Raw genomic sequence first — 26,222 nt, 5'->3', positions numbered from 1 at the left:
CGACCTAGAGCTCGGGGCCGTCGCCCGGCTCCTCCTGGTACGAGTAGCGCTGCTCCGTCCACGGGTCACCGATGTTGTGGTAGCCGCGCTCCTCCCAGAAGCCACGCCGGTCGGCGGCCATGTACTCCACGCCCCGCACCCACTTCGGGCCCTTCCAGGCGTACAGGTGGGGCACCACGAGCCGCAGCGGGAAGCCGTGCTCGGCGGTGAGCAGCTCGCCGTCCTTGTGGGTGGCGAAGATGGTGCTCTCCGAGGCGAAGTCGGCCAGCCGCATGTTGGCGCTGTAGCCGTACTCCGCCCAGACCATCACGTGCGTGACCCCGGGCGCGGGCGGGGCGAGCTCCAGGATCGTGCGGGCGGGGACCCCGCCCCATTCGGATCCGAGCATGCTGAACTTGGTCACGCAGTGCAGATCGGCCACGACCGAGCCGAACGGCAGGGCCGAGAACTCCTCGTGGTTCCAGCAGTGCTTGTCGCCGTCGGCGGTGGCCCCGAAGACCCGGAACTCCCAGCGCTCCGGCTTGAAGCGGGGCACGGGTCCGTAGTGGGTGACCGGCCAGCCGCGCTGGAGGCGCTGCCCCGGCGGAAGATCCGTCACTCCTGCTTCCCGGCGTACTCCGCCCTCCGGCTGACCCATGTCATCCATGGTGACAGACGGCGAGGGGTGGTCATGACCAGTCACCGCCCGACATCTCCGGACATCCCGGCGATCGGGACAACTCACAGTAAGCCTGCACTTACTGGACGCCACCCTTTCGCGCTGCGAGGATGCGGCCATCCTGCCCAGTGGCGGCGGTACTTACGTGGAAGGATCCTGAAGCGATGCAGGGCGACCCCGAGGTCCTCGAGTTCCTCAACGAGCAGCTGACCGGCGAGCTGACCGCGATCAACCAGTACTGGCTGCACTACCGCATCCAGGACAACAAGGGCTGGACCAAGCTCGCCAAGTACACCCGCGAAGAGTCCATCGACGAGATGAAGCACGCGGACAAGCTGACCGAGCGCATCCTCATGCTGGACGGCCTGCCCAACTACCAGCGCCTCTTCCACGTGCGGGTGGGCCAGACGGTCAAGGAGATGTTCGAGGCGGACCGCCAGGTCGAGGTCGAGGCGATCGACCGGCTGAAGCGCGGGATCGAGGTCATGCGGGCCAAGGGCGACATCACCTCGGCCAACCTCTTCGAGGAGATCCTGGCCGACGAGGAGCACCACATCGACTACCTGGACACCCAGCTGGAGCTCCTGGAGCAGCTGGGCGAGGCGCTCTACTGCTCGACGCTCATCGAGCAGCCGAGCTAAGCGGCCTCGGACAGCTCCGCCGCCAGGGCCGGCATGCCCTGATCAAGGAGCTCGCGTCGCGGGCAGTTGCCGCGCCCGAGGAGGGCCTGGATCCGCTTCACGCAGGAACCGCAGTCCGTGCCGGCCTTGCAGGCCGAGGCGATCTGGCGGGGCGTGCAGGCGCCGGCGTCCGCGTGCTCCTTGACCTGCTTCTCCGTGACACCGAAGCATGAGCAGACGTACACGCGGTTCACCTCCCGCCGGGATCGATAAGGCTAACCTAACCTTACCCGGCGACCCTGGGGCGCAAAAGCCCCTGATACGACGATGGGGCGCGGATCACATGGATCCGCGCCCCATCCTCGTATGAAGCTCCTTACTGATCGCGGTACATCTCCGCGACCAGGAAGGCCAGGTCGAGCGACTGGCTGCGGTTCAGGCGCGGGTCGCAGGCCGTCTCGTAGCGCTGGTGCAGGTCGTCGACGAAGATCTCGTCGCCGCCGCCCACGCACTCGGTGACGTCGTCACCGGTGAGCTCCACGTGGATGCCGCCGGGGTGGGTGCCCAGCTCCTTGTGGACCTCGAAGAAGCCCTTGACCTCGTCGAGCACGTCGTCGAAGCGACGGGTCTTGTGACCCGAGGCCGCCTCGAAGGTGTTGCCGTGCATCGGGTCGGTCACCCAGGCCACGGTCGCGCCCGAGGCGGTGACCTTCTCGACCAGCTCGGGGAGCTTGTCGCGGACCTTGTCGGCGCCCATGCGGACGATGAACGTCAGCCGGCCCGGCTCGCGGTCGGGGTCGAGGCGGTCGATGTAGGTGAGCGCCTCCTCCGCGGTGGTCGTCGGACCCAGCTTGATGCCGATCGGGTTCGCGATCTGCGCGGCGAACTCGACGTGCGCGTGGTCCAGCTGACGGGTGCGCTCGCCGATCCAGACCATGTGGCCGGAGGTGTCGTAGAGCTTGCCGGTCCGCGAGTCCGTACGGGTCAGCGCGCCCTCGTAGTCGAGCAGCAGCGCCTCGTGCGAGGAGTAGAACTCCACCGCCTTGAACTCGGCCGGGTCGGTGCCACAGGCCTTCATGAAGTTCAGGGCGTTGTCGATCTCGCGGGCGAGCGCCTCGTAGCGCTGGCCCGACGGGGACGACTTCACGAAGTCCTGGTTCCAGGCGTGCACCTGGCGCAGGTCGGCGTAGCCACCGGTGGTGAAGGCGCGGACCAGGTTCAGCGTCGAGGAGGACGCGTGGTACATCCGCTTCAGGCGCTCGGGGTCCGGGACCCGGGCGGCCTCGGTGAAGTCGAAGCCGTTGACGGAGTCGCCGCGGTAGGTCGGCAGGGTGACGCCGTCGCGGGTCTCGGTGCCCTTGGAGCGGGGCTTGGAGTACTGCCCGGCGATGCGCCCGACCTTGACCACGGGCACCGAGGCCGCGTAGGTCAGGACGGCGCTCATCTGGAGCAGCGTCTTCAGCTTGGCCCGGATGTGGTCGGCGGACACGGCGTCGAAGGCCTCGGCGCAGTCACCGCCCTGGAGGAGGAACGCCTCGCCACGGGCGACGGCTCCCATCCGGGCACGCAGCTGGTCGCACTCGCCCGCGAAGACGAGCGGGGGATAGCTCTGGAGCTCCGCGACGACGTCGCGCAGAGCCTCGGCATCGGGGTACTCGGGCTGCTGCGCCGCGGGCAGGTCTCGCCAGGTCGCCTTGGCGACGGCGTGGGTATCAGCGTTCACGGTCACTCCCCCACAGTACGGTGCCGCGGGCCGCGTCCACGCCAGTGACCGATGGATGAGACGGGTGTGATGGGGCTCATGCGCTACGATCGGCGCCATGTTCACGCAGACGACCCAGAACTGGTGGTGGACCGCTCATCCGGCGGCCCACTGACTGCGCGTACACGAAGACCACGCGAAGGCCGCCCCGAGGGGCGGCCTTTCTCGTACCCGCGAGGCCGTTCCCTCCGATCCGAACCCCACCGGAAGGAACGACACCCCGCCATGGACCTCTCCCTGCTCCTCCCCCGCCTGCTCGACGACTCCTGCCCTCCCTTCGCCCTGCTGCGCCGGCGCACCCCGGGCCGGGACCACGACACGGTCGAGCTCCTGATCGGCCCGGTGCACGAGGCCGGGCGGCTCGCCGAGCTGCCGGTGGGCACGCTCCCGACGCTGGCCCTGGTGCCGTTCCGGCAGATCCGCGAGCGCGGCTTCGAGGTGCGCGACGACGGCACCCCGCTCTCCGTCCTGGTCGCCGAGGAGGCGTACGAGCTGCCGCTCGCCGAGCTCCTCGACCGGCTCCCGGCCCATGACGTACGCGTCGAGGGCGGCGGGTTCGACGTCTCCGACGAGGAGTACGGGCGGATCGTGCGGCGGGTGATCGACGAGGAGATCGGCGGCGGCGAGGGCGCGAACTTCGTCATCCGGCGCACCTACACCGGCGAGATCCCGGGCTTCGGGCGGGCCGACGCGCTCGCCCTGTTCCGGCGGCTGCTCGCGGGCGAGCGGGGCGCGTACTGGACCTTCGTGGTGCACACCGGGGACCGCACGCTGGTCGGCGCCAGCCCCGAGGTGCACGTGCGGATGTCCGGCGGGACGGTCGTGATGAACCCGATCAGCGGCACCTTCCGCTACCCGGCGGGGGCCGCGCCCACCGCCGAGCAGCTGCTCTCCTTCCTGTCCGACCGGAAGGAGACGGAGGAGCTCTCGATGGTGGTCGACGAGGAGCTGAAGATGATGTGCACCGTCGGCGACCGGGGCGGGGTGGTGATCGGACCCCGGCTCAAGGAGATGGCGCATCTCGCCCATACGGAGTACGAGCTGCGCGGCCGGTCCTCGCTGGACGTGCGCGAGGTGCTGCGCGAGACGATGTTCGCGGCGACCGTCACCGGCTCCCCGGTGCAGAACGCCTGCCGGGTGATCGAGCGGCACGAGGTCGGCGGCCGGGGCTACTACGCGGGCGCCCTGGCCCTGCTCGGCACCGACGGGACCGGGGCGCAGACCCTCGACTCGCCGATCCTGATCCGGACCGCCGACATCTCGCCCGAGGGACGGCTGCGGGTCCCGGTCGGCGCCACGCTGGTGCGGCACTCCGATCCGGCCGGCGAGGTCGCCGAGACCCACGCCAAGGCGGCGGGCGTGCTGACCGCCCTGGGGGTGCGCGAGGGCCGCCCGGCCGACGGGGGCGCGGCGGCGCCGCGGCTGGCCGAGGACCCCCGGGTGCGGGCGGCGCTCGACGCCCGCCGGGCGGACCTGGCTCCGTTCTGGCTGAAGATGCAGGCCCGGTCGGCGGAGCTGTCCGGGCACGCGCTGGTCGTCGACGCCGAGGACACCTTCACGGCGATGCTGGCGCACCTGCTGCGCTCCTCGGGCCTGGAGGTGTCGGTGCTCCGCTACGACGAGCCGGGCCTGCGCGAGCTGGCACGGGCGCACGAGGGCCCGGTGGTGCTGGGCCCCGGTCCCGGCGACCCGTCGGACGCGGCCGACCCGAAGATGCGCTTCCTGCGCGGGCTCACCGCGGAGCTGCTCCGCGGCCACCGGCACGGCCTGCTCGGGGTCTGCCTGGGCCACGAGCTGATCGCGGCCGAACTGGGGCTGGAGATCGTCCGCAAGCGGGTCCCGTTCCAGGGCGCGCAGGTGCGGATCGACCTGTTCGGACAGGAGCGGACGGTCGGCTTCTACAACAGCTTCACGGCGCGGTGCGACGAGCGGGCGGCGACCGAGCTGGCGCTGCACCGGATCGAGGTGAGCCGGGACGCCGGGACGGACGAGGTGCACGCGCTGCGCGGGCCGGGCTTCGCCGGGGTGCAGTTCCACCCGGAGTCGGTGCTGACCCTGGAGGGGGCCGCGGTGACCGCCTCGCTCCTCGCGGGCGTGCTCGTCTAGGCCCTGTCCTCCGGATCGGGCCGGGCTCCTACGGCAGCTTCGGTACCAGGACGTTCTCGTCGCGCCGCTTGGCGACGTAGTTGAGGACGTTCTGGACCGTGGTGTCGATGATCTGGCCGACCGCGTCGACCGTGTAGTACGCCTGGTGGGAGGTGACCACCACGTTGGGGAAGGTCACCAGGCGGGCCAGGGTGTCGTCCTCGACGACCTCCAGGGACTTGTCGAGGAAGAAGAGCCCGGCCTCCGCCTCGTACACGTCGAGGCCGACCCCGGTGAAGCGGCCCGCGCGCAGTTCGCGGACCAGGGCGTCGGTGTCGACGAGGCCTCCGCGGCTGGAGTTCACCAGGATGGCGTCCTCCTTCATCGCGCGCAGGGCGGCGGCGTCGATGATGTGGTGGGTGGCCGGGAGCAGCGGCACGTGGAGGCTGATGAGGTCGGACTCGGCGAGCAGCCGTTCCTTCTCCACGTAGGTCATGCCGAGTTCGACGCAGGCGGGGTTCTCGGCGACGTCCCAGCCGAGCAGGTTCATGCCGAAGCCGTGGGCGATCCGGGTGAAGGCCTCGCCGATCTTGCCGGTGCCGAGGACGCCGACGGTGCGCCCGCGCATGTCGCGGCCCATGAGCCCGTCGAGCCGGAAGTCGAAGTCCCGGGTCCGGTTGGAGGCGCGGACGATCCGCCGGTTGACGGCCATCGCCAGGGTCCAGGCGAACTCGGCGACGGAGTAGGGCGAGTAGTACGAGACGCGGGCGACCGTGAGGCCGAGCCGCTCGGCCACGTCGAGGTCGATGTTGTTGAAGCCCGTGGAGCGCTGGGCGATCATCTGGGTCCCGCCGGCCGCGAGGGTCTGCAGCACCCGGTGGTCGAGCTTGGCGTTGACGCTGGTCGAGACGATCTCGTAGCCGGCGGCGATGGGGGCGGTGTCCTCGGTGAGGAAGACGTCCACGCAGCGCACCTCGTGGTGCCCCGCGAAGGCCTTCTCGATCAGCGGCTTCTCGTCCGCCTGCACACCGAATGCCAGGATCTCCACGGGCCCCTCCGGGAATTGCGCCGCATTTGTCTGATTACGGGAGCGAATATACGGGGCTCCACCTGCGGCGCGCCCCCGGCGGCGCGCCTTCAGCCGAAGAACACCCCCGCCTCCGCGTACAGCGCCGGGTCGACGGCCTTGAGCCGGTCGGTGGCGGCGGACAGCGGCACCCGGACCACCCGGGTGCCGCGCAGCGCGACCATCGTGCCGTGCGCCCCGTCCCGTACGGCGTCCACGGCGTGCAGCCCGAACCGGGTGGCCAGCCAGCGGTCGAAGGCGCTCGGGCTGCCGCCGCGCTGGACGTGCCCGAGGACGGTGGTGCGGGCCTCCTTGCCGGTGCGCCGCTCGATCGCGTCCGCCAGCCACACCCCCACCGAACCCTGCACCGGGGCGCCGTCACGCGGCCGCGCACCCTCGGCGACGACGAGGATCGGGGCGTACGTCGCCTCGAAGCGGGAGGCGACCCAGGCGCAGACCTGGTCGAGGTCGAAGCGCTGCTCGGGGACGAGGATGACGTTGGCCCCGCCGGCCAGACCGGCGTGCAGAGCGATCCAGCCGGTGTGCCGGCCCATCACCTCCACCACGAGGACCCGCCGGTGGGAGTCGGCGGTGGTGTGGAGCCGGTCGATGGCCTCGGTGGCGATGCCGACGGCGGTGTCGAAGCCGAAGGTCCAGTCGGTGGCCGACAGGTCGTTGTCGATGGTCTTGGGCACACCGACGCACGGCACCCCGTGCTCGGCGTGCAGCCGGGCGGCGATGCCCAGGGTGCCGCGCCCGCCGATGGCGATCAGCGCGTCGGTCCGGAGCTTGGCCAGCTGCTCCCCGATCCGCCGCACCCCGTCCGGGAGGACGAAGGGGTCGGTCCGGGAGGAGCCGAGCACGGTGCCGCCGCGCGGCAGGATGCCGCGGACGGCCCGGACGTCCAGCGGGACCGTGTCTCCCTCGACGACCCCGCGCCAGCCGTCGCGGAAACCGGTGAAGCTCCAGCCGTGCTCCTGGACGCCCTTGCGGACGACCGCTCGGATCACCGCGTTGAGCCCGGGGCAGTCGCCGCCGCCGGTCAGCACACCGACGTGCATGGGCACTCCTTCGCCGTACGTGGGGGGATGCCGCCCACGCTAGTGGTGACCTGGGTCCCCCCGACACGGCGAACCGAGTGAATCAGGCGTCGTCGAGGCCGCGCTCGATCGCGTACCGGACGAGCTCGACGCGGTTGTGCAGCTGGAGCTTGCCCAGGGTGTTCTGGACGTGGTTCTGCACCGTGCGGTGCGAGATGACCAGCCGCTCGGCGATCTGCTTGTAGCTCAGCCCCTTGGCGACCAGGCGCAGCACCTCGGTCTCCCGCTCGGTCAGCTGCGGCGCCTTCGGCTCGTCGGCGCCGGCCGCCGGGAGCGGCTCGGAGGCGAGCCGCCGGTACTCGCCGAGGACCAGGCCGGCCAGGCCCGGGGTGAAGACCGGGTCGCCGACGGAGGTGCGGCGCACCGCGTCGATCAGCTCCTCGGTGCTGGCCGACTTCAGCAGGTAGCCGGTGGCGCCGGACTTCACCGCCTCCAGGACGTCGGCGTGCTCGCCGCTCGCGGAGAGCACCAGGACCCGCAGCCGCGGGTTGGCTCCGACGAGCTCCTTGCAGACCTGGACGCCCGGCTTGAGCGGCAGGTTCAGGTCGAGGACCAGGACGTCCGGGTCGACCGCGGCCGCCCGCCGCACCGCCTGCTCGCCGTCGCCGGCGGTGGCCACCACGTCGAGGCCCGCCTCCGCGAGGTCGCGGGCGACCGCGTCCCGCCACATCGGGTGGTCGTCGACGACCATCACCTTGATCTGCTGCTCGCTCACTTCTCTCCTGCCTTCCCCCGCCGCTCCCGCGGTGCCCGCGGGACCTTCAGTTCCACTTCGGTGCCCTGACCGGGGACCGAGATCAGCTCGGCGCTGCCGCCGAGGTCCCGCAGTCTGCCCCGGATCGACAGGGCGACGCCCAGCCGGCCCTCTCCCCAGGCCTGGGCGAGCCGGCCCTCGGGGATGCCGGGACCGTCGTCCCGGACCGTGACGATCACCTCGTCGCCCCAGTCCTCCACGAGGATCCAGGCGTTCGCCTCCTCCCCCGCGTGCACCCGCACGTTGTCCAGCGCGGCGCCCACGGCGGCGGCCAGTTCGCGGGCGGCCGGGGGCGGCAGGAGGACCGGGGTGCCCGGGTCGGACAGCGTCACCCGGGAGCCGGCGCGCGGCAGCAGCAGGGTGCGCAGGTCCAGCTCGGCCCCGGGGCCCGCCTCGTCGTCCGGCTCCTCCACGACCCGGACGACCGCGCCCTCCGACTCGTCCTCGGAGACGTACGAGGTACGGGTGAGCCCGCCCGCGACCAGGGTGCGCAGGGCGACCTCCTGCTCGCCGGCCATCCGGCCCAGCTCGGCCGCCTCGCCGCCGAGCGCGGTGCCGCGCCGCTGCACCATGGCGAGGACCTGGAGCACGCTGTCGTGGATGTCCCGGGCCAGCCGCTCCCGCTCGCGGGTGGCGGCCTCGATCTCCAGGGCGCGGGCGAGGGTGCGCTCGGAGGCGCGGGCGACCTCGACCACGTAGCCGATGGCGATGGAGGCGACCCAGACCAGCAGCACGTTGTGCAGGGTGTCCCGGCTGGGGTCGCCCCGCTCGATGATGTTGGCGACGGCGACCAGGGAGGACGCGAAGCCCGCCCAGCGCCAGCCGCCCTTGATCGCGTACGCGAGGACGGCGCCCGCGGTCCATATGGACGGCAGGGTGGGGCCGTCCATCGTGCGGGCCTGCTCGTCCGCGAGCGGCGTGAGCAGGATGCCGACGAGGGCGACGGCGAGGTCGGCGACGAGGAAGCGCTTGGTGCAGCTGGCCGCGTTCGCCACCTTGGGGAGGGTGACGAGGGTCCACAGGCACATGACCGCGAGGAAGCCGATCGCCACCCCGGGGCTCTCGTAGCGGTCCCGTCCGAAGACGAAGAGCAGTACCGCGTAGATCATCGTGAGGACGCGGTACGCGGTGAGCGCGCGCCACAGCGGCTGCTCGACCGACATGCGCACGACCCGTTCGCGCCTGGCCATCTTCCCCACCCCTGGGCGCCCCCCTGCTCAGAGGGTCAGGCGCCGGACTCTTCCCGTGCCGCGATCTCGGCCTTGACGGCCTCCTTGGCGGCCTTCTCGGCATCGGCGATCTGCCGCTTGGCGGCGGTCGCGTAGATGTCCACGTACTCCTGGCCGGACAGCTTCATGATCTCGTACATGACCTCGTCCGTGACCGAGCGCAGGATGAAGCGGTCGCCCTCCATGCCCTGGTAGCGGGTGAAGTCGAGCGGCTTGCCGATCCGGATGCCCGGGCGCATCAGCTTGGGGACGACCTTGCCGGGCGGCTGGATCTTCTCGGTGTCGATCATCGCGACCGGGATCACCGGGGCGCCGGTGGCGAGCGCCACGCGGGCCAGGCCGCCGGGCTTGCCGCGGTAGAGCCGTCCGTCGGGCGAGCGGGTGCCCTCGGGGTAGATGCCGAACAGGCCGCCGCCCTTGATGACCTCGATGCCGGCCTTGATCGCCGCCTCGCCCGCGCCGCGGGCGCCGGAGCGGTCCACCGGGAGCTGGCCGACGCCCTTGAAGAAGGCGGCCGTCAGCTTGCCCTTGACGCCGGGGGTGGTGAAGTACTCGGCCTTCGCGATGAAGGTCACCTTGCGGTCGAGGACGGCCGGAAGGAAGAAGGAGTCGGAGAAGGACAGGTGGTTGCTCGCGAGGATCGCCGGCCCCTCGGCGGGGATGTTCTCCAGGCCCTCCACCCAGGGCCTGAAGGCGAGCTTCAGGGACCCGCCGAGGGAGAACTTCATTGCGCCGTAGATCAACTCGCCATGCCTTCCGTGTGCCGTCACGACGACTTTATCCCGTGCGGGCCCGCCCGGGCCCGCACGGGAGGCGCGGCTTCGTCCGGCCGCCGTTCTCCTTCGTGCGAACGGCCCTGGTCGGTGTCGGTCCGGTCGCGTACGGTGAAAGCCTTCCCCTTTCCGTCGCCGCTTCGGGCGTCCGCGAGAGCCAGGTCCGAAGTCGAACCCGAACAGGAGACCCCGTGCCGGTCCTTCCTGGAGCCGAGCCGTACCGCCACGAGGGCGGAGAGGTCGGCGTCCTCCTCTGTCACGGATTCACCGGGTCCCCGCAGTCGATGCGCCCCTGGGCCGAGTACCTGGCCGGGCGCGGACTGACGGTGTCGCTGCCGCTGCTGCCCGGGCACGGCACGCGCTGGCAGGACATGCAGCTCACCACCTGGGAGGACTGGTACGCGGAGGTCGACCAGGCCCTGCGCGAGCTGTCCGCCCGCTGCGAGCGGGTCTTCGTCATGGGCCTGTCGATGGGCGGGGCGCTGACCCTGCGGCTCGCGGCGCGGCACGGCGAGGCGGTCAGCGGCATCGTCCTGGTCAACCCGGGCAACAAGGTGCACGGCCTGGCCGCGAAGGCGCTGCCGGTGGTCCGGCACCTGGTGCCGTCCACCAAGGGCATCGCCAGCGACATCGCGAAGCCGGGCGCGGCCGAGGTCGGCTACGACCGGGTGCCGCTGCACGCGGCCCACTCGCTGCGGCGCTTCTTCCAGGTCGTGGACGCGGAGCTGCCGCAGGTGACGCAGCCGATGGTGCTGCTGCACAGCCCCCAGGACCACGTGGTGCCGCCGGCCGACTCGGCACGGGTGCTGAGCCGGGTCTCGTCGACGGACGTGAAGGAGGTCCTGCTGGAACAGAGCTACCACGTGGCGACGTTGGACCACGACGCGGAGCGGATCTTCGAGGAGAGCTGGGCGTTCGTGACCCGGCTCGCTCCGGAACTCGTCGGCGAGAAGGGAAGCGCGAGCGGTGGCTGAGCAGCAGGACGGGGAGCGCGAGCCGCAGCCCATCGACGAGGAGGCGGCCTGGGCCGCGATCGTCGCGGGGTACGGCGAGGAGCCGGCGGACCCGCCGGGCAGCAGGCCGTTCCGGCCGGTGGAGGACCTGGCGCTGCCCGCCATGCCCGAGGACGGCGGGGGCGCGGAGAAGCCGGACAAGTTCCGCAAGCCCGCGGCCGAGGACGCCGACGCGGCCGGGGCCGAGGGCCCCGGGGGCTCCGACTCCGACGAGGCCGGCTCCGGCCGGCCCGCGCTCGGCTCCTCGATCGTCTTCGCGCCGGGCGTGAGCCTGGGCGGCGGCCCGCGCGACTACTCGGTGGCGGACCCCGACGAGGCCGACGAGGCCCCGGGGGGCGCCAAGGGCTCCCGGGACTCCGACGAGGGCCACTTCGTCCCGCCGGAGCCGCCGCCCCTGCCGGAGGCCGATGCGACGACCAAGTTCGCCTGGCTCGCGGTGGTCGGCGGCCCGGTCCTGATGCTGCTCGCGGTGCTGCTCCAGTGGGACATGACCTGGTGGCTGACCACGGTGTGCGTGGGCGGCTTCCTGGGCGGCTTCGCGACCCTGGTGGCCCGGATGAAGCACGACGACGAGGACGACGACGGCTTCGACGACCCGGGGCGCGGGGCGGTCGTGTAGGACGCCGTCCGCCGTCACGCAGCAGGAATACGGACCACCGCCAGCACCGGCAGGTGGTCCGTCGCCGTCCGCAGGTCGTCCGGGTCCAGGTCCTCGGGGACGCCGCAGGCGAGGACCTCGATGCCCGGGGTGGTGAGGATCGCGTCGATGCGGCGGCGCGGGGCGGTCGGGTCGAAGGTGTGTTCGCCGCCCCAGGGGCTGGTCGCCCAGCCGTCCTGGAGCTCCTTGGCCAGGCGGCCGAAGCTCCGGCCTTCGGGGCCCTCGTTGAGGTCGCCTGCGACGATCGCGTGCGGGGCGCCGAGGGCGGCGACCCGGTCGAGGACCAGGCCGGCCTGGGCGTAGCGCTCCTCGGCGCGCAGGCTCAGGTGGCAGCTGACGAGCCCGACCCGGGCGCCGCCGAGGCGGACCACGGCGGTGGCCAGGCCGCGCCGGTGGAGTCCCGGGGTGAGGGGCAGCAGGACGTCCTCCGTGCGTTCGACGGTGGCCCGCAGCGAGCACAGGAGCATCGGCCCGGCCGCGGTCGCGCCGCCGGAGAGGACCACGAGCTCGCTCTTGGCGGCGAGCCGGGCCGCGTGCTTGCGCCAGCGGAAGAAGCGCGGGGCCTCCTGCACGAAGACCAGGTCGGGGGCGCAGGCCCGGATGACCCGGGCGAGGGCGTCCTCGTCGTCGCGCATCGAGCGGACGTTGTAGGAGAGGACCCGGACGACGGCCGAACCGTCGGGTTCCGTACGGGACTTGGGCAGCTCGCTGATCGAGGTCGTCGAAGGGTTCGCACCGGTCGCCATGGGGCCCAACATAGGCGCAGTGCCCGCCGCGCCCCAGAGGGCACGACGGGCACTGACGCGAAGGGGTGGCTGCCGTGGCTCAGCCCTGGCGGGCCAGGTCGGCCGCGCCGACGAGCCCGGCCTTGTTGCCGAGCTGGGCGGCGAGCACCTGCGCGTGCGGACGCCACTGGCCGCCGATCAGCCAGCGCCGGAACGACTTGCGGATCGGGTCCAGGACCAGCTCGCCCTCGTCGGAGACGCCGCCGCCGACGATGAACGCCGACGGGTCGAAGAGCGAGGCCAGGTCGGCCAGGCCCGCCCCGGCCCAGCGGGCCAGCTCGCGGAAGGAGTCCGTGGCGACCGGGTCGCCCGCGCGGGCGGCCTCGCTGACGTGCTTGCCCTGGATGCCCTCGGGGGTGCCGTCGCCCAGCGCCAGCAGCGCCTTCGCGTGCTCGGGGGTGGCGGCGGCGCGCTGCTTCGCGTACCGGACGAGGGCGCGGCCGGAGGCGTACTGCTCCCAGCAGCCCTGGCTGCCGCAGCCGCACAGCAGGCCGTCGGGCACGACCCTGATGTGGCCGAACTCGGCGGCGACGCCGAAGCGTCCGCGGCGCAGCTTGTTGCCGATGATGATGCCGCCGCCCAGGCCGGTGCCCAGGGTGATGCAGATGACGTCCTCGTGGCCCTGGCCGGCGCCGAAGCGGTACTCGCCCCAGGCGGCGGCGTTGGCGTCGTTCTCGACGACGACGGGGAGTCCGACCCGCTGCTCGACCTTGTCCTTCAGCGGCTCGTGCCGCCAGTCGATGTTCGGCGCGAAGAGGACGGTGGCGCGCTTGTCGTCGACGTAGCCCGCGGCTCCGATGCCGACGGCCTCGATCTGGTACCCCTTGCCGGCCTCGGAGACCGCGGCGCAGATGGCGTCGACGATGCCCTCGGGGGTCGGCGGGGTGGGCACGGTGTGCGTGTCGAGGATGTTGCCCTCCTCGTCGACCACGCCGGCCGCGATCTTCGTGCCGCCGATGTCGACGCCGATGGTGAGTCCCATGTGTCCCTCAGTTTTCGGTCGAGCCCCGCTAGGGCCCACCGTACCCGAGGGGGAGGGCGCTCCCGATCAGTCCAGATCGATGTGCTGCCCGGCCCCCGGGCCCTCGTCGCGGCCCTCGTCGCGCGGATCGTCCGGTTCCGTACCGCTGGTGTCGCCCCGGGTCCAGCGGGTCTCCTGGCCCTGGACGGCCGAGCGGTAGGCGGCGAGGAGCTCGTTGCCGGCGGCCGCGAGGTGGTCGAAGACCTGCGGGTTGCGCTCGATGACGGGCTCGACGAGGGCCTTCGCCTGGTTGACGACCTGCTGGACGGTCTCGGCGGCCTGGCCGCCGAGGAGGGGGCCGCCGAGGGTGCCGGAGAACTTCTCGGCGACGGCCTCGAAGAGCTTGCGGAACTCCTCGGCCGGGGTGCCGGGCTCCTCCCCGCGCTCCGCGCGGCGGCGGGCCTTCTCGGCCTCCAGGTCCTCGGCGCAGGCCTTGGCCCAGGCGTCCGAATCGCTCATGGCGTACTCCTCAGGTTCTTCTACCGTCGACGGTACACGCCTCGCGCGGGCTCAGGGGGCGGCCTTGGGCCAGAGTCCGGGGTCCGGCGTGAAACGGATCCGGAGGTCGCCGTCGACGAGTCCGGCACCGCTGACGGTGCAGCGGCGCAGCACGGCCGGGAGGGGGACGTTGCGGCGGAACGGGCCGACGGTGAGGAGCAGTTCGTCGCCGCGGCGGACCAGCGAGAGGCCGTCCTTGACGGCGCCGGGCAGCGGGACGTGCCAGACCAGGATGCCGTCCGCCTCGCGGCGGTCCTCGACGGTCCAGCCGGGCGCGGGGACGCCGGGCAGGTCCCCGACGGCGAGCAGGGCGAGGTCCTCGGGGCCGCGGGGGGCGCGCCCGAGGTGCGGGAGCTCGTGCACGGCGGGGTGCTGCTCGCGCAGGTCGGCGAGGTGCCGGTGCTGCTCGGCGGCGAGGCCGGCGAACCAGGGGTCCGCGGAGTCGGCGGGCAGCACCCGGTTGGCGACGACGGCGTCGAGGGCGAGGCCCTGGAGGGCGAGGCCGAGACGGGCGGTGCGCAGGGCCTCGGCCGCGGCGGGGCCGGGTTCGACGACGAGCCGGACGCCGGTGTGCGGGGAGTCGACGACGTCCTGGACGGCGGCGAGCTCGGCCTCCCAGCGGGAGGTGGCCTCGAAGAGCCACTGCGCGGGCAGGGGCACTCCGGCGAGTTGGGCGAGCATGGGGCGCAGCGCGCGGGCGGCCTGCCGCTCGGGGGGCAGCAGACGGCGCAGGTAGCGGCGCAGCTGTTCGGGCAGGGCGAGCAGGGCGAGGGCCTCGCGCAGCGGGGGCAGGTCGACGACGACCAGGTCGGCGTCGCCGGCCGCCGCGTCCCGTACGGCCCTGAGCAGGGCGAACTGGCCGCTGCCTGGAAGCTCGGTGAGCTCGGCCTCCTCGAAGGGGGTGGTGCCGAGGAGGTCGAGGGCGGTGGTGGAGCGGGACTGGAGGGCGAGGAACTCCCGGCGGAAGTCCGCGGCAGGGTCGGGGGTGAGCACGCGGAGGGTGTCCGCGGCGGCCGCCGTCCCGGGGCCGGTCTCCGCCGACACGAGGAGGACCCGCCGGCCTGCCCTGGCCTCGGCGAGTGCCGTGCCCGCCGCGACGGCGGTGCGTCCGGCTCCGCCGGTTCCGGTGACGAGGATGATCCGCATGGGGCGACGGTACCGGGGGTGCGGCGCAGGCCGTGGTGCGGGGAGCGGGGGCGCCGTCGGGGGCGCCGTCCCGTGGGGCCGCCCTCCGGGGTCCGGGACTACTTCCCCGACTCGACGCGCTGCTTCAGGCCCTGGAGGGCGCGGTCGATGATGACCTTCTCGGCCTTGCGCTTGATCATGCCGAGCATCGGGATCTTGACGTCCACGGTCAGCTGGTAGGTGACCTCGGTGCGGGCGCCGCCGGCCGCCGGGGCGAGCCGGTAGGAGCCGTCGAGGGAGCGGAGCATCTGGGACTTGACGAGGGTCCAGCTGACCTCGTCGTCGCCGGTCCAGGTGTAGGCGAGGGTGTGGTCGTCCTTGATCGCGCCCGCGTCGAGGAGGAGGCGGACCTTCTCCGCGCGGCCGGCGCCGTCGGTCTCCAGGACCTCGGCCTCCTTCACCTCGCCCGTCCACTCGGGGTAGCGCGCGAAGTCGGCGATCACGCTCATGACCTCGGCCGGGGCCGCCTCGATGGTGATGCTCGAGCTGGTGTGTTCCGCCATCGCGGTGGCTCCTCGTATGGACGCGAGTCGTATCTGTGTGAAGGCTATCGCGCCGTCAACGGGCATCCGTCACCACTCCAGGGTCCAGGGGCGCCCGGTCGCCGCGAAGTGGCCGACGTTGACGCACTCGGTCCCGCCGATCCGCATCCGGCGGGCGAGCGGCTGGTGGACGTGGCCGAAGAGGGCGTAGCGGGGGCGGACCCGGTGGATGGCGTCGAGGAGGGCGCGGCTGCCGCGCTCGAAGCGGCGGGCGACGGTGTCGTAGGTGAGCTCGGGGACGTCCGGCGGGATGTGGGAGCAGAGCACGTCGACCTCGCCGAGGGCCTCGACCTTGGCCGCGTACTCCTCCTCGGAGATCTCGTAGGGCGTGCGCATGGGGCTGTGCAGGCCGCCGCCGACGAAGCCGAAGACGAGGCCGCCGAGCTCGATCCGCTCGCCGTCGAGGACGGTGGTGCCGGGGCCCGCGTACTCGGGCCAGAGGCCGGGGATGTCGACGTTGCCGTAGGTGGCGTACGTGGGGGTGGGGAAGGCGGCGAACATCTCGGCGTACTGGCGGCGGACGGCCGACTCGATGGCGGTGGCGCGGTCGATGCCGAGCTCGCCCCAGAGCCGGCGGCCCAGGTCGCGGGCCTCGTCGAAGCGGCGGGCGGTGCGCAGCTCGACGATGAGGTCGGCGTTCTCGACGCCGAAGAGGTCGGGGAAGATGCCGCGCGCGTGGTCGGCGTAGTCGAGGAAGAGCACCAGGTCCCCGAGACATATCAGGGCGTCCGCGCCCTCCCCGGCCTTGGCGAGGGCCCCGGTGTTGCCGTGCACGTCGCTCACCACGTTGATCCTCATGGCGTCAGCGTAGGGGGCGGCGCCCGGCGTGTGGGCCCGCCCGGTCGGACCTGCGGTTACTTCCGAGTCGGGAAAGCGGTGGATTACTGTGCGCGAAGCAACGCCATACACGTGTGACGCATGGAACATCTGGCCAGGACCCCCTATCCGGAACCGCGTACTGATGGGTAACGTCCGGGCAGTCCGGTCGTGCTCACCCCCACTGAGCACCTGCCCGATCTTGGACCGCACCGACGCATCACACAGAGCCGTGGCGCCGGCGCCCGATGAGGAGCAGCAGTCTTGCGCGAGTTCAGCCTTCCGGCCCTGTACGAGGTCCCCACGGACGGCAACCTGACGGATCTCATCCGCCGCAACGCCGCCCAGCACCCAGACGTCGCCGTGATGGGGCGCAAGGTCGCGGGCGGCTGGGCTGACGTCACCGCCAAGCAGTTCCTCGCCGAGGTCCGTGGGGCGGCCAAGGGCCTCGTCGCCGCCGGTGTCGAGCCCGGCGACCGGGTCGCGCTGCTCTCCCGCACCCGCTACGAGTGGGTGCTCCTCGACTTCGCGATCTGGAGCGCGGGCGCCGTGACGGTGCCGGTGTACGAGACCAGCTCGCCGGAGCAGATCCAGTGGATCCTCGGCGACTCGGGCGCCTCGCTGGCCCTCGTCGAGAGCGCCGCGCACGAGGAGTCGATCGCCTCGGTCCGCGCCGGCCTGCCGGACCTCAAGGGCGTCTGGCAGATCGACGCCGACGCGGTCGCCCGGCTGACCGAGACCGGTGCCGGGGTCTCCGACGAGGAGCTGGACCGCCGGATGTCGGCCGCGCACGCGGACGACCCGGCCACGATCGTGTACACCTCGGGCACCACGGGCCGCCCCAAGGGCTGCGTGCTCACCCACCGCGCCTTCTTCGCCGAGTGCGGCAACGTGGTCGAGCGGCTGAAGCCGCTGTTCCGTACGGGCGAGTGCTCGGTCCTGCTGTTCCTGCCGGCCGCGCACGTCTTCGGCCGGCTGGTCGAGGTCGCCTCCGTGATGGCGCCGATCAAGCTGGGCTGTCTGCCCGACATCAAGAACCTCACCGACGAGCTGGCCTCCTTCCGGCCGACGCTGATCCTCGGCGTGCCGCGCGTCTTCGAGAAGGTCTACAACTCGGCGCGGGCCAAGGCGCAGGCGGACGGCAAGGGCAAGATCTTCGACAAGGCCGCGCACACGGCCATCGCGTACAGCCGGGCGCTGAGCACCCCTCAGGGCCCGTCCTTCGGCCTGAAGCTGAAGCACAAGGTCTTCGACAAGCTGGTCTACTCGAAGCTGCGCGCGGTCCTCGGCGGCCGCGGCGAGTACGCGATCTCGGGCGGCGCGCCGCTGGGCGAGCGGCTCGGGCACTTCTTCCGCGGCATCGGCTTCACCGTCCTGGAGGGCTACGGCCTGACGGAGTCCTGCGCGGCGACCGCCTTCAACCCCTGGGACCGGCAGAAGATCGGCACGGTCGGGCAGCCGCTGCCGGGTTCGGTGGTGCGCATCGCCGACGACGGCGAGGTGCTGCTGCACGGCGAGCACATCTTCTCCGGCTACTGGAACAACGAGGCCGCGACGGCCGAGGCGCTCGCGGACGGCTGGTTCCACACCGGCGACATCGGCACCCTCGACGAGGACGGCTACCTCGCGATCACCGGCCGCAAGAAGGAGATCCTGGTGACGGCGGGCGGCAAGAACGTCGCCCCGGCGGTCATCGAGGACCGGATCCGGGCGCACGCCCTGGTCGCCGAGTGCATGGTGGTCGGCGACGGGCGCCCGTTCGTGGGCGCGCTCGTGACCGTGGACGAGGAGTTCCTGGGCCGCTGGGCCGCCGACCACGGCAAGCCGGCCGGCGCGACGGCGGCGACGCTGCGGGACGACCCGGAGCTGCTCGCGGAGGTCCAGCGGGCGATCGACGACGGCAACGCGGCGGTCTCGAAGGCGGAGTCGGTGCGGAAGTTCCGTATCCTGTCCGCGCAGTTCACCGAGGAGGCGGGGCACATCACCCCGTCGCTGAAGCTGAAGCGGAACGTGGTGGCGAAGGACTTCGCCGACGAGATCGAGGCGATCTACCAGGGCTGACAGGTCCTCGGAGCGCCCCTGACGGGCCCGCGTCGCGGGCCGGTCGGGGGCGTTTCGCGCGCACCGGGATCGGAACGGACCGTTCCGTCACGCACCGCCACACCGACACGAAACGGAAGCAGGGAGTCATGCGGGTCAAGCGCACCGCCGCCGTCCTGGGCACGGCCCTCACCGCCCTCGTCACCCTCACCGGGTGCAGCAGCGCCTGGGGAGAGGACGCCGGGCTGCCCGCCGCCGGCGACATGGCGGCGATGGAGAAACTGGTCGGTGCGCACACCATGTGCAGCGACCTGCGCACCGACGGCGGAGGCGCCCTGCGCGAGCAGTCCGCGGACCCGGCCTGGGCGATATCCGAGCGCGGGGTGTGCGGCGACGACGACAGGGACACCGTCACGCTGCTGTCCGTCTCCGACATGCAGAAGTTCCAGGAGGCGAACAAGGCGGCCGCCGCCAAGGGCAAGGGCGTGCGGGTGCTGGTCGGTCAGGACTTCGCGCTCTTCCCCGGCGACGAGAAGACCGCGAAGGCGCTGCTCGCCTCCGACGTGCTGCTCTTCACCTGCGAGAAGGGCTTCAAGGTCCCCGACGGCTACCGCAACGAGAAGCTCCTCGTCGACGGCTGCGCGCTGACGGACTACCTGCCCGGGTAGCCCCGGCAGGTAGTGCGGGCGGGACCGCCGGCGGTTCTCCGTGGCCCGCGCCCCAGCCGTGTCTTTCGGATCATGCCGGCCCGCGGCATCCGGTGCCGCACCTCGCCGCGTCGTCCTCGGTCGCCGCGGGCCGATCCGGCCTGATCCGAAGGACACCGCCTAGAGCAGTTCCCTCAGCCGCTCGGCCAGCAGGTCCCAGCGCCACTTCTCCTCGACCCACCGCCGGCCGCGCTCGCCCATGCGGGCGCGCAGCTCGGGGTCGAGGAGCAGGGTCGCGATGCGGTCGGCCGACTCCTCGGGGACCCCGCCCCGGACCACCCAGCCGGTCTCGCCGTCGAGGACCGCGTCCGGGGCGCCGCCCGAGTCGCCCGCGACGACCGGCAGCCCGGTGGCGGAGGCCTCCAGGTAGACGATGCCGAGGCCCTCGACGTCGAGCCCGCCGCGACGGGTGCGGCAGGGCATCGCGAAGACGTCGCCCGCCCCGTAGTGCGCGGGGAGCTCGGCCCACGGCACGGCGCCGGTGAAGCGCACGGAGGCGGCCACGCCGGTGCGGGCCGCGAGCTTCCTCAGGTCCTGCTCGTACGGGCCGCCGCCGACGATCAGCAGGACCGCATCCGGCACCCGGCGCAGGATCTCGGGCATGGCGAGGATCAGCGTGTCCTGGCCCTTGCGCGGCACCAGCCGGGAGACGCACACGACGACCGGCCGGTCGCTGAGCCCGAGCCGCTCGCGCACCTCGGCGCCGCCCGAGTCGGGATGGAAGGTCTTCTCGTCGACGCCCGGCGGCAGCTGCACCATGCGCCCGGCGGCGGCCGGGGTGAGCGCGGCGGCGATCCGGGAGCGGGTGTACTCGCCGAGGTAGGTGATCGTGTCGGTGCCCTCGCCGATCCGCCGCAGCAGCTGCCGGGAGGCCGGCAGCTGGGCCCAGCCCGCCTCGTGGCCGTGGGTGGTGGCGACCAGACGGCGGGCGCCGGCGCGGCGCAGGGCGGGTGCCATCAGACCGAGCGGGGCGGCCGCCCCGAACCAGACGGACTCGCAGCCGTGCTCGCGCAGCAGCGCGGTGGCCCGGGCGGTGACCCGCGGGGTCGGCAGCAGCATGGTGGTGCGGTCGCGGACGACCGTGAAAGGCTGTTCCGCGTCGAACGCGGCGGTCGCCTCGATCCCCTCACGGCTGCGCTTCCACGTGGAGGCGTAGACAACGATCCGCTCGGGGTCCAGGCGCAGCGCCATGTTGTGCAGGAAGGCCTGGATTCCGCCGGGGCGCGGCGGGAAGTCGTTCGTTACGATCAGGGTCTTGTGCATCGTGGCCGACAGTACCGTGATCGCGCCCTCAGCCCGGCACCACCACCCTCCGCCCCGGCGGACCGACAGGACAGGAACAGGACAGGTATGACGGGCGCGGCGGGCACGGCGGCACGGGACGGCCTCGGACGGGGCGCGCTGGCCCGCGAGATGGCCCGGGACGGTCTGCGGCTGCCGGTCGGCGTCTGGGCCGTCACCCGGGTCCTGCTGCTGCTCTGCGTCTTCAAGGTCGTGGTGATCCCCGGCCCGGACGTGACGAGCGACGTCGAGCAGATCTACCAGGGCTGGTACGAGGTGCTGCGGACCGGCACGTACCCGCTGGACGACGTCACCTGGCAGTACCCGCCGGCGGCGGCGCTCGCGATCCTCTCCCCCGCCCTGCTGCCCTTCCTCGGCTACTCGGCCGCCTTCTTCGTGCTCAGCCTGGTGTGCGACGCGTTCGTCTTCGGGCTGCTCGTGTACGCGGGGCGACGGCCGGGGCGTTCGATGCGCGGGGCGTGGCTGTGGATCGCGGGCGTCGCGCTGCTCGGGCCGACCGCGTACGCGCGCTACGACCTGATGGTGACGGCCGTGGCGGTGGCGGGGCTCCTCGCGGCGGTGCGCAGGCCCGCGGTGCTCGGCGCGCTCGCCGGGTTCGGGGCGATGCTGAAGGTCTGGCCGGTGCTGCTGCTCGCGGGCACCGCGCGCGGCCGGGCCACCCTGCGCTCCTGGCCGGCGGCGGCCGGCACGGCGGCCGGGGTGCTGCTGCTGTGCGTGCTCGCGGCGCCCGGGGCGCTCGCCTTCCTCGGCTTCCAGCGGGACCGGGGCACCGAGGTCGAGTCGCTGGGCGCGCTCGTCTTCCACGTGGCCCGGAACTTCGGCTGGGAGGGCGAGGCGCGGATGAACTACGGCTCGATCGAGTTCCTGGGCCCGGGGGTCTCCGCGGTGTCCACGGCGGCGATGGTGCTGACGTTCGCCGCCTTCGGCTGGCTGCTGGTGTGGCGGCTGCGCACCCGCCGCTTCTTCACCTCCACGACCGCGGACGCGGCCTTCGTTGCGGTGCTGCTGTTCGTCACGACGAGCCGGGTGATCAGCCCCCAGTACATGATCTGGCTGGTGGGCCTGGCCGCGGTCTGCCTGGTCTACCGGGCGAGCCGGATGCGCGGGCCGGCGCACCTGGTGCTGTGGGCGACGGCGGTGACGCAGTTCGAGTTCCCGGTGTGGTTCTCGCACGTCTCGCACAGCGACCCGCTGGGCATCGCGCTGCTGCTGGTCCGCAACGGGCTGCTCGTCGCCGCCTGCCTCTCCGCCTGCCGGATCCTGTGGCGGCAGACGGTGACGGAGCCCCGGCCGGTGCCGGTCCGGGTGCCCGCTCAGGCCGAGCGGGAGAAGACCCCGGCCTCGGCGTCCTCCTGACCGTCCCGGCCGCCCCGCACGCCCGTGCCGCCGCCGTGCCTCCGGCGGTGCAGCAGCCCGAGGGCGGCGCACTGGCCCGCCATCGCGAGCGCCATGGCCAGGCAGATCCCGGCGAGCCCGAGGGCCGCGGACAGCGCGTAGGCCAGCGGGAGCTGGACCAGCACCCCGGCGACCGTGATCCGGGCGAGCCGCGGTGAGCCGCCGCTGCCCTCGAAGACCCCGGCCAGGGCGATGAACCCGGCCATCAGCAGCAGGTACGGCCCCAGGCAGCGCAGGAACAGCGCCCCCGCCGCGGCGACGGCGGGCTCGGCCCCGAAGCCGCGCATGACCGGCCCCGCGGCGGCCGACAGCAGCACCGCCGCGACGGTCCCGAGCAGGGCGCCGAGGCCGAGGGCCTGCCGTCCGACGGCCCGTCGCTCGTCCCTCCCGGCGCCGAGCAGGTGCGCGGTGTGGAGGGAGGCGGCCTGCCGGACGGCGTAGAAGGCCATGGTGGCGACGTACATGGCCTTGGTGGCGATGCCGTACGCGGCGATCTCGGTGACGCCGAGCCGGGCGACGACGGAGACCAGGGCGAGCGCCCCGGCCATGCGGACGACGAAGTCGACGGACATGGGCAGCCCGGTGGCGGCGGTGCGGCGCAGGGCGGTCGGTGTGCCCTCGGCCGGGCGGGCGGCGCGGGCGGCCCGCAGCAGCGCGTTGCGGCGCAGGACGTACAGGCCGGCGGCGAGGGCGGCGGAGCGGCCGAGGACCGTGGAGACGGCGGCTCCCTCCACCCCGTACGCGGGCACGAGCAGCGGGTCGAGGAGCAGGATCAGTCCGTTGGCGAGGAAGGCGAGCCGCATCGGGGTGCGGGTGTCGCCGGTGCCCTTGAGGACGCCGTCGAGGACGGTGGTGGCGAAGAAGACGGCCGTGCCGGGCAGCGAGATGGCGAAGTAGGCGCTCGCGAGGGCGTGTGCCGGGTGGTCCGCCCCGCCGAGCAGGAGCGCGGCCAGCGGGTCGCGCAGCAGCCCGCCGCCGATCGCGACGGGCGGCACGAGGAGCGCGCCGAGGACGGCGCCGCCGCGGACCGCGGAGCGCACCGCCCCCGGGTCGTCGGCGCCCCTGGCCCGGGCGACGAGGACGGTGGTGCCGGAGGCGGCCATGAGGACGACGCCGAGGAGCAGGTTCTCGGCGTTGGTGGCGACGGCGACGGCCGCGACGGCGTCCCCGCCGAGGCGGGCCACCCAGACCATGTTGATGACGCCGGCGGCGACTCCGGCGAGGAGTTCGAGATAGACGGGTCCGGCGAGCCGGACGAGTGTGCGGCGGTGCGCGCTCATGGACGAGTTCCCCCTCGTTTCGACGAGATACCTCGAATCGAGGTATATCGAAAAGAGGTATTAGCATGGGTCCCAGGTCCCCGACAAGGACGAAGGAGCAGACCGGTGCTGGAGCTGACGATCCTGGGGTTCCTCCACGAGCGGCCGCTGCACGGCTACGAGCTCAAGGAACGCATCCAGGGGCTGAGCGGTCACGTCCGCCCGGTGAGCGACGGCGCGCTCTACCCGGCGATCACCCGGCTCACCAGGAACGGCCTGGTGGAGAGCCGTACGGAGCCGGGCGCGGGCGCCGCCCCGCGCCGCACCCTCTCGCTGACCGAGGCGGGCCGGACCGAGCTCTTCGCCCGGCTGCGCGCCCCCAAGGACATCGAGATCAGCGACGGGCAGCGCTTCTTCACGCTGCTCTCCTTCCTCGGGCGGCTGCCCGACCCCGCCGAGCAGGCCGCCGTGCTCCGCCGCCGCCAGGACTTCCTCACGGCCCCGGCCAGCTTCTTCTACGCGGACGGCGCGCCGGTCCGTGTGGAGGAGGAGCCCGACCCGTTCCGGCGCGGGATGCTGCGGATCGCCCGGGCCACGGGCACCGAGGAGAAGGCCTGGCTCGCGGAGACGCTGGAGGAGCTGGACCGCCGGGCGGCCGAGGGCCGGACCGGCTAGCCGAGGCGCTCCCCCAGGTACGCGCGCCAGTCCGCCGTGAACTCCTCCGGGGTGGTGCCGAGGACGTCCGCCAGCGCCTTCTCCACCGCACCCTCGCGCTGCGGGTGGGCCCCGACCGCGCCGTAGAACGCGGCCAGCTTCGCCTCGCCCCACCGCTCGGCGACCAGCTCGCAGGCCAGCCAGCCCCCCTCGTAGGCGCGGGCCATCGCCTCCGCGTCGCCGCCGAAGGCGAAGTCCCCGTCGCCGGGCAGGGCGGCGGGCGTCTCCCCCGCCAGGACCGCCCGGCGCAGTTCGGGGGCGGCCTGGGCGGCGGTGCGGCCGGTGCCGCGGTAGGCGACCCAGTCGGCGAAGCCCTCCGAGAGCCAGACCGGGGTGGACCTCGTGGTCCGGCCGCGGGTGGCGACGTGGGTGGTCTCGTGGGTGAGCACCAGCTGCCGGCCGAAGGAGCCGAGCGTGGCGTACGCGTCGGGGTTGACGATGACCCGGTCGGCGGGGGCGGCGGGGCCGCCGCCGGTCTCGCCGGTGGTGACGGCCGCGATGCCCCGGTAGGAGGCGGCCGGCGCGCCGAGCAGTCCGCCCATCGCCTCGACGGAGGCGGGCACCAGGACCACGATCCGGCCCGCCCACGGCCCGTGCCAGGCGTCCGCCACCGCGGGCACCGCCCGGTCGGCGGCGGCCGCGATCTCCCGCAGCCGCTCGGGGCTCTGCCCCACGCCGAGGACCAGGCTGCGCCGCCCGGTCACGGTCTCGACCTCGCCCTGCTGCCACAGCTGCTGCGGGGCGCCCTCGGCGGGGCGGTCGCCGGTGACGTACCAGCGGCCGTCGCGCTCGGCGAGCTCCAGGACCCGCTCGGTGGTGGCGGGCCCGGGGTCGTAGCCCTCGATCCGGTAGCCGAGCTCGGCCCGGGCGGTGGCCCGGCCGCCGTCGGCCCGGTCGACCTCGGTGACCCGGTACCGCCAGTCGCCCGGCGGGAGCTCCGCGAGCCGCCCGAACTCGGTGCGGGCGGCGGGTGCCAGCGCGGGGTCGAGGGCCGCGAGATAGCCGGCCTCGTCCCGGTCCCGCAGCGCCCGCGCGTGCCGGTCGAGCAGGCGCTGGATCTCCCCGGGCGCCGGATCGGCGGGGCCGGGGGCGGTGCAGCCGGTGAGCAGCAGCAGGGCGGCCACGAGGCACCCGGCCGCGCCGCGCGCCCTTCCGCCTCCCTGACCTGCCACGCCCCCGATCGTACGGGGAGCCGGCGGCGCCGGGTCGCGTCCGGCGGCTCAGACCCTCGTCACGGTGACGTGGGACATCATGTTCACCGGGTCGTAGCGGACCCGCGCCCCCGGGTAGGGCGCGTGGATGACCTGCCCGTTGCCGGCGTAGATCGCCACGTGGCTGGCGTCGCTGCGGTACGTGACGAGGTCGCCCGGCTGCGCCTGCGAGAGCGGCACCCGGCGGCCCGCGTAGCGCTGCGCGGAGGAGGTGCGGGGCAGGGCGATGCCGGCCTTCCGGTACGACCAGACCATCAGGCCCGAACAGTCGAAGGCGGAGGGCCCGGTGGCGCCCCACACGTACGGCATGCCGATGGCGCTGCGGGCGGCGATCACCGCGGCGGCGGCCCGGGAGGGGCCGAGATCGGCGAGCGGCGGGAGGTCCTCGCCGAGGGCGTCCCGGCCGGAGCGGGAGGCCCGCTCGTAGCCGGCCCGCTCGTCGGCGGAGAGCGAGGCGAGCACCCGGCGGGCCTCGGCCAGCTTCCGCTCGACGGTGCGCTTGTGCCGGGCCACCTCGGTCCTGCTGCGCTCCAGTTCGGCGAGGGCCCGGCCCGCCTCCGTCCGCTCCTGGGACAGCTTGCGCAGCTCGCGGCGGAGTTCGGCGAGGGCGGCGCCCTGGCGGGCGGTGACCCGGTCGAGCGCGGAGGCCCGGTCGAGGTAGGTCTCCGGGTCGGAGGAGAGCAGCAGGGCGAGGGCCGGGTCGATGCCGCCGGAGCGGTACTGGGCCACCGCGACCGAACCGAGCGCGCCGCGCATGCGGTTGACCCGCTCCTGGCCGCGGGCCAGGCCGTCCTGCGCGAGCGAGACCGTCCGGCGCAGCCGGTCCGCCTTCTCGTCGGCCCGGTTGTAGCCCTCGGTGGCCTTCTCGGCCTCCTCGAAGAGGCGGTCGACGGTGGCACGGGTGGCCTCGGGCCCGGCCGCGCCGGGGTCGGCGTGCGCGGGGACGGCACCGAGGGCCGTGGCCGCGGTGGCCGCGGCTGCGGTGAGGACGGTGACCCTGGCGGGTCGTCGGTGGGACGCCACGGAACG

Annotated in this window: 27 protein-coding genes; 9 read left to right on the top strand and 18 right to left on the bottom strand. The window is 73.4% G+C overall.

Annotated features, from left to right (window positions below):
• Nucleotides 1-4: 4 nt before the first annotated feature.
• Nucleotides 5-637 carry a sulfite oxidase-like oxidoreductase gene (locus ABD981_RS29285; protein ID WP_046908975.1) on the bottom strand — a complete coding sequence of 211 codons (633 nt, stop codon included), beginning with the start codon at nucleotides 635-637 and terminating at the stop codon, nucleotides 5-7.
• A gap of 185 nt (nucleotides 638-822) precedes the next feature.
• On the opposite strand from ABD981_RS29285, the gene bfr reads away from it, so the two are divergent.
• Nucleotides 823-1,299 carry a bacterioferritin gene (gene bfr, locus ABD981_RS29280; RefSeq protein WP_046908974.1) on the top strand — a complete coding sequence of 159 codons (477 nt, stop codon included), beginning with the start codon at nucleotides 823-825 and terminating at the stop codon, nucleotides 1,297-1,299.
• On the opposite strand, the gene ABD981_RS29275 is transcribed toward bfr, so the two are convergent.
• Nucleotides 1,296-1,532, bottom strand: a complete 237-nt coding sequence (locus ABD981_RS29275; protein ID WP_046908973.1) for a (2Fe-2S)-binding protein — start codon at nucleotides 1,530-1,532, stop codon at nucleotides 1,296-1,298. The two genes, bfr and ABD981_RS29275, sit on opposite strands and share 4 nt — an antisense overlap.
• 122 nt (nucleotides 1,533-1,654) lie before the next feature.
• Nucleotides 1,655-3,007: a class II 3-deoxy-7-phosphoheptulonate synthase gene (locus ABD981_RS29270; RefSeq protein WP_046908972.1), complete on the bottom strand. Its 1,353-nt coding sequence runs from the start codon at nucleotides 3,005-3,007 to the stop codon at nucleotides 1,655-1,657.
• Between the two features lie 91 nt (nucleotides 3,008-3,098).
• Between ABD981_RS29270 and ABD981_RS38960 the strand changes: the two genes are divergently transcribed.
• Both ABD981_RS38960 and ABD981_RS29265 read left to right on the top strand, forming a co-directional pair.
• Nucleotides 3,099-3,155, top strand: coding sequence for a trp operon leader peptide (locus tag ABD981_RS38960; protein ID WP_123954659.1), 57 nt, complete (start codon nucleotides 3,099-3,101; stop codon nucleotides 3,153-3,155).
• Nucleotides 3,156-3,265: 110 nt separating this feature from the next.
• A complete protein-coding gene (locus tag ABD981_RS29265) occupies nucleotides 3,266-5,146 on the top strand; it encodes an anthranilate synthase family protein (protein WP_046908971.1) in 1,881 nt (626 codons plus the stop codon).
• Nucleotides 5,147-5,174: 28 nt separating this feature from the next.
• Here the strand turns inward: ABD981_RS29265 and ABD981_RS29260 are convergent, their stop codons facing one another.
• From ABD981_RS29260 to ABD981_RS29240, 5 genes are all read right to left on the bottom strand, one after another.
• Nucleotides 5,175-6,173, bottom strand: a complete 999-nt coding sequence (locus ABD981_RS29260) for a 2-hydroxyacid dehydrogenase (RefSeq protein WP_046908970.1) — start codon at nucleotides 6,171-6,173, stop codon at nucleotides 5,175-5,177.
• An 89-nt stretch (nucleotides 6,174-6,262) separates the two neighbouring features.
• Nucleotides 6,263-7,252, bottom strand: coding sequence for an ATP-dependent 6-phosphofructokinase (locus ABD981_RS29255; protein ID WP_046908969.1), 990 nt, complete (start codon nucleotides 7,250-7,252; stop codon nucleotides 6,263-6,265).
• 82 nt (nucleotides 7,253-7,334) lie between these two features.
• Nucleotides 7,335-8,006, bottom strand: a complete 672-nt coding sequence (locus ABD981_RS29250; RefSeq protein WP_382748359.1) for a response regulator — start codon at nucleotides 8,004-8,006, stop codon at nucleotides 7,335-7,337.
• Entirely contained in the window at nucleotides 8,003-9,235 is a 1,233-nt protein-coding gene (gene macS / locus ABD981_RS29245; RefSeq protein WP_046909005.1) for a MacS family sensor histidine kinase, read from the bottom strand. Before macS ends, ABD981_RS29250 begins: the two co-directional genes overlap by 4 nt.
• Nucleotides 9,236-9,270: 35 nt before the next feature.
• A complete protein-coding gene (locus ABD981_RS29240; protein WP_205628205.1) occupies nucleotides 9,271-10,017 on the bottom strand; it encodes a lysophospholipid acyltransferase family protein in 747 nt (248 codons plus the stop codon).
• Between the two features lie 221 nt (nucleotides 10,018-10,238).
• Between ABD981_RS29240 and ABD981_RS29235 the strand changes: the two genes are divergently transcribed.
• Nucleotides 10,239-11,021: an alpha/beta hydrolase gene (locus ABD981_RS29235; RefSeq protein ID WP_046908967.1), complete on the top strand. Its 783-nt coding sequence runs from the start codon at nucleotides 10,239-10,241 to the stop codon at nucleotides 11,019-11,021.
• Nucleotides 11,014-11,679 carry a hypothetical protein gene (locus ABD981_RS29230; RefSeq protein ID WP_046908966.1) on the top strand — a complete coding sequence of 222 codons (666 nt, stop codon included), beginning with the start codon at nucleotides 11,014-11,016 and terminating at the stop codon, nucleotides 11,677-11,679. Before ABD981_RS29235 ends, ABD981_RS29230 begins: the two co-directional genes overlap by 8 nt.
• 14 nt (nucleotides 11,680-11,693) lie before the next feature.
• Here ABD981_RS29230 and ABD981_RS29225 read toward each other — a convergent pair whose 3' ends face one another.
• From ABD981_RS29225 to ABD981_RS29200, 6 genes are all read right to left on the bottom strand, one after another.
• The gene (locus tag ABD981_RS29225; protein WP_046908965.1) at nucleotides 11,694-12,464 is read right to left on the bottom strand and encodes an endonuclease/exonuclease/phosphatase family protein; all 771 of its coding nucleotides are present in this window, start codon (nucleotides 12,462-12,464) and stop codon (nucleotides 11,694-11,696) included.
• Nucleotides 12,465-12,543: 79 nt separating this feature from the next.
• Nucleotides 12,544-13,485 (bottom strand): ROK family glucokinase, encoded by a 942-nt coding sequence (locus ABD981_RS29220; RefSeq protein WP_046908964.1) that lies wholly within the window; start codon nucleotides 13,483-13,485, stop codon nucleotides 12,544-12,546.
• 66 nt (nucleotides 13,486-13,551) lie between these two features.
• A complete protein-coding gene (locus ABD981_RS29215) occupies nucleotides 13,552-13,983 on the bottom strand; it encodes a DUF5304 domain-containing protein (protein WP_046908963.1) in 432 nt (143 codons plus the stop codon).
• A 51-nt stretch (nucleotides 13,984-14,034) separates the two neighbouring features.
• Complete coding sequence (locus ABD981_RS29210; protein ID WP_046908962.1) at nucleotides 14,035-15,168, bottom strand: ArsA family ATPase; 1,134 nt, start codon at nucleotides 15,166-15,168, stop codon at nucleotides 14,035-14,037.
• Between the two features lie 98 nt (nucleotides 15,169-15,266).
• Nucleotides 15,267-15,710: an SRPBCC family protein gene (locus ABD981_RS29205; protein WP_046908961.1), complete on the bottom strand. Its 444-nt coding sequence runs from the start codon at nucleotides 15,708-15,710 to the stop codon at nucleotides 15,267-15,269.
• 69 nt (nucleotides 15,711-15,779) lie between these two features.
• Complete coding sequence (locus tag ABD981_RS29200; protein ID WP_046908960.1) at nucleotides 15,780-16,535, bottom strand: metallophosphoesterase family protein; 756 nt, start codon at nucleotides 16,533-16,535, stop codon at nucleotides 15,780-15,782.
• A 294-nt stretch (nucleotides 16,536-16,829) separates the two neighbouring features.
• Here ABD981_RS29200 and ABD981_RS29195 point away from each other — a divergent pair, with 294 nt between their 5' ends.
• Nucleotides 16,830-18,626, top strand: a complete 1,797-nt coding sequence (locus ABD981_RS29195) for an AMP-dependent synthetase/ligase (RefSeq protein ID WP_046908959.1) — start codon at nucleotides 16,830-16,832, stop codon at nucleotides 18,624-18,626.
• A gap of 128 nt (nucleotides 18,627-18,754) precedes the next feature.
• Nucleotides 18,755-19,273 carry a hypothetical protein gene (locus ABD981_RS29190; RefSeq protein WP_046908958.1) on the top strand — a complete coding sequence of 173 codons (519 nt, stop codon included), beginning with the start codon at nucleotides 18,755-18,757 and terminating at the stop codon, nucleotides 19,271-19,273.
• A gap of 159 nt (nucleotides 19,274-19,432) precedes the next feature.
• Here the strand turns inward: ABD981_RS29190 and ABD981_RS29185 are convergent, their stop codons facing one another.
• Complete coding sequence (locus ABD981_RS29185; RefSeq protein ID WP_046908957.1) at nucleotides 19,433-20,575, bottom strand: glycosyltransferase family 4 protein; 1,143 nt, start codon at nucleotides 20,573-20,575, stop codon at nucleotides 19,433-19,435.
• An 87-nt stretch (nucleotides 20,576-20,662) separates the two neighbouring features.
• Here ABD981_RS29185 and ABD981_RS29180 point away from each other — a divergent pair, with 87 nt between their 5' ends.
• Nucleotides 20,663-21,970 (top strand): glycosyltransferase 87 family protein, encoded by a 1,308-nt coding sequence (locus ABD981_RS29180; protein ID WP_382748361.1) that lies wholly within the window; start codon nucleotides 20,663-20,665, stop codon nucleotides 21,968-21,970.
• On the opposite strand, the gene ABD981_RS29175 is transcribed toward ABD981_RS29180, so the two are convergent.
• The gene (locus ABD981_RS29175) at nucleotides 21,928-23,289 is read right to left on the bottom strand and encodes an MATE family efflux transporter (protein ID WP_046908956.1); all 1,362 of its coding nucleotides are present in this window, start codon (nucleotides 23,287-23,289) and stop codon (nucleotides 21,928-21,930) included. The two genes, ABD981_RS29180 and ABD981_RS29175, sit on opposite strands and share 43 nt — an antisense overlap.
• A gap of 105 nt (nucleotides 23,290-23,394) precedes the next feature.
• Here ABD981_RS29175 and ABD981_RS29170 point away from each other — a divergent pair, with 105 nt between their 5' ends.
• Nucleotides 23,395-23,943 carry a PadR family transcriptional regulator gene (locus tag ABD981_RS29170; RefSeq protein WP_046908955.1) on the top strand — a complete coding sequence of 183 codons (549 nt, stop codon included), beginning with the start codon at nucleotides 23,395-23,397 and terminating at the stop codon, nucleotides 23,941-23,943.
• On the opposite strand, the gene ABD981_RS29165 is transcribed toward ABD981_RS29170, so the two are convergent.
• Nucleotides 23,940-25,154, bottom strand: coding sequence for a hypothetical protein (locus tag ABD981_RS29165; protein ID WP_123954652.1), 1,215 nt, complete (start codon nucleotides 25,152-25,154; stop codon nucleotides 23,940-23,942). The two genes, ABD981_RS29170 and ABD981_RS29165, sit on opposite strands and share 4 nt — an antisense overlap.
• A gap of 48 nt (nucleotides 25,155-25,202) precedes the next feature.
• On the bottom strand, nucleotides 25,203-26,216 hold the full coding sequence (locus ABD981_RS29160; protein WP_046909002.1) for a C40 family peptidase: 1,014 nt from the start codon (nucleotides 26,214-26,216) through the stop codon (nucleotides 25,203-25,205).
• Between the last annotated feature and the right edge of the window lie 6 nt (nucleotides 26,217-26,222).

Source organism: Streptomyces showdoensis (genome assembly GCF_039535475.1).
Lineage (GTDB): Bacteria > Actinomycetota > Actinomycetes > Streptomycetales > Streptomycetaceae > Streptomyces > Streptomyces showdoensis.
The sequence above is the reverse complement of the archived record's forward strand: the minus strand, read 5'-3'. Positions and strand labels throughout refer to the sequence as shown.

What these genes read in the sequence shown, in the direction of transcription:
- ABD981_RS29285 (WP_046908975.1), bottom strand. Translation starts at nt 637, where the DNA reads ATGGGTCAGCCGGAGGGCGGAGTACGCCGGGAAGCAGGAGTGACGGAT.
- bfr (WP_046908974.1), top strand. Translation starts at nt 823, where the DNA reads ATGCAGGGCGACCCCGAGGTCCTCGAGTTCCTCAACGAGCAGCTGACC.
- ABD981_RS29265 (WP_046908971.1), top strand. Translation starts at nt 3,266, where the DNA reads ATGGACCTCTCCCTGCTCCTCCCCCGCCTGCTCGACGACTCCTGCCCT.
- ABD981_RS29255 (WP_046908969.1), bottom strand. Translation starts at nt 7,252, where the DNA reads ATGCACGTCGGTGTGCTGACCGGCGGCGGCGACTGCCCCGGGCTCAAC.
- macS (WP_046909005.1), bottom strand. Translation starts at nt 9,235, where the DNA reads ATGGCCAGGCGCGAACGGGTCGTGCGCATGTCGGTCGAGCAGCCGCTG.
- ABD981_RS29225 (WP_046908965.1), bottom strand. Translation starts at nt 12,464, where the DNA reads ATGGCGACCGGTGCGAACCCTTCGACGACCTCGATCAGCGAGCTGCCC.
- ABD981_RS29220 (WP_046908964.1), bottom strand. Translation starts at nt 13,485, where the DNA reads ATGGGACTCACCATCGGCGTCGACATCGGCGGCACGAAGATCGCGGCC.
- ABD981_RS29215 (WP_046908963.1), bottom strand. Translation starts at nt 13,983, where the DNA reads ATGAGCGATTCGGACGCCTGGGCCAAGGCCTGCGCCGAGGACCTGGAG.
- ABD981_RS29210 (WP_046908962.1), bottom strand. Translation starts at nt 15,168, where the DNA reads ATGCGGATCATCCTCGTCACCGGAACCGGCGGAGCCGGACGCACCGCC.
- ABD981_RS29205 (WP_046908961.1), bottom strand. Translation starts at nt 15,710, where the DNA reads ATGGCGGAACACACCAGCTCGAGCATCACCATCGAGGCGGCCCCGGCC.
- ABD981_RS29190 (WP_046908958.1), top strand. Translation starts at nt 18,755, where the DNA reads ATGCGGGTCAAGCGCACCGCCGCCGTCCTGGGCACGGCCCTCACCGCC.
- ABD981_RS29185 (WP_046908957.1), bottom strand. Translation starts at nt 20,575, where the DNA reads ATGCACAAGACCCTGATCGTAACGAACGACTTCCCGCCGCGCCCCGGC.
- ABD981_RS29180 (WP_382748361.1), top strand. Translation starts at nt 20,663, where the DNA reads ATGACGGGCGCGGCGGGCACGGCGGCACGGGACGGCCTCGGACGGGGC.
- ABD981_RS29175 (WP_046908956.1), bottom strand. Translation starts at nt 23,289, where the DNA reads ATGAGCGCGCACCGCCGCACACTCGTCCGGCTCGCCGGACCCGTCTAT.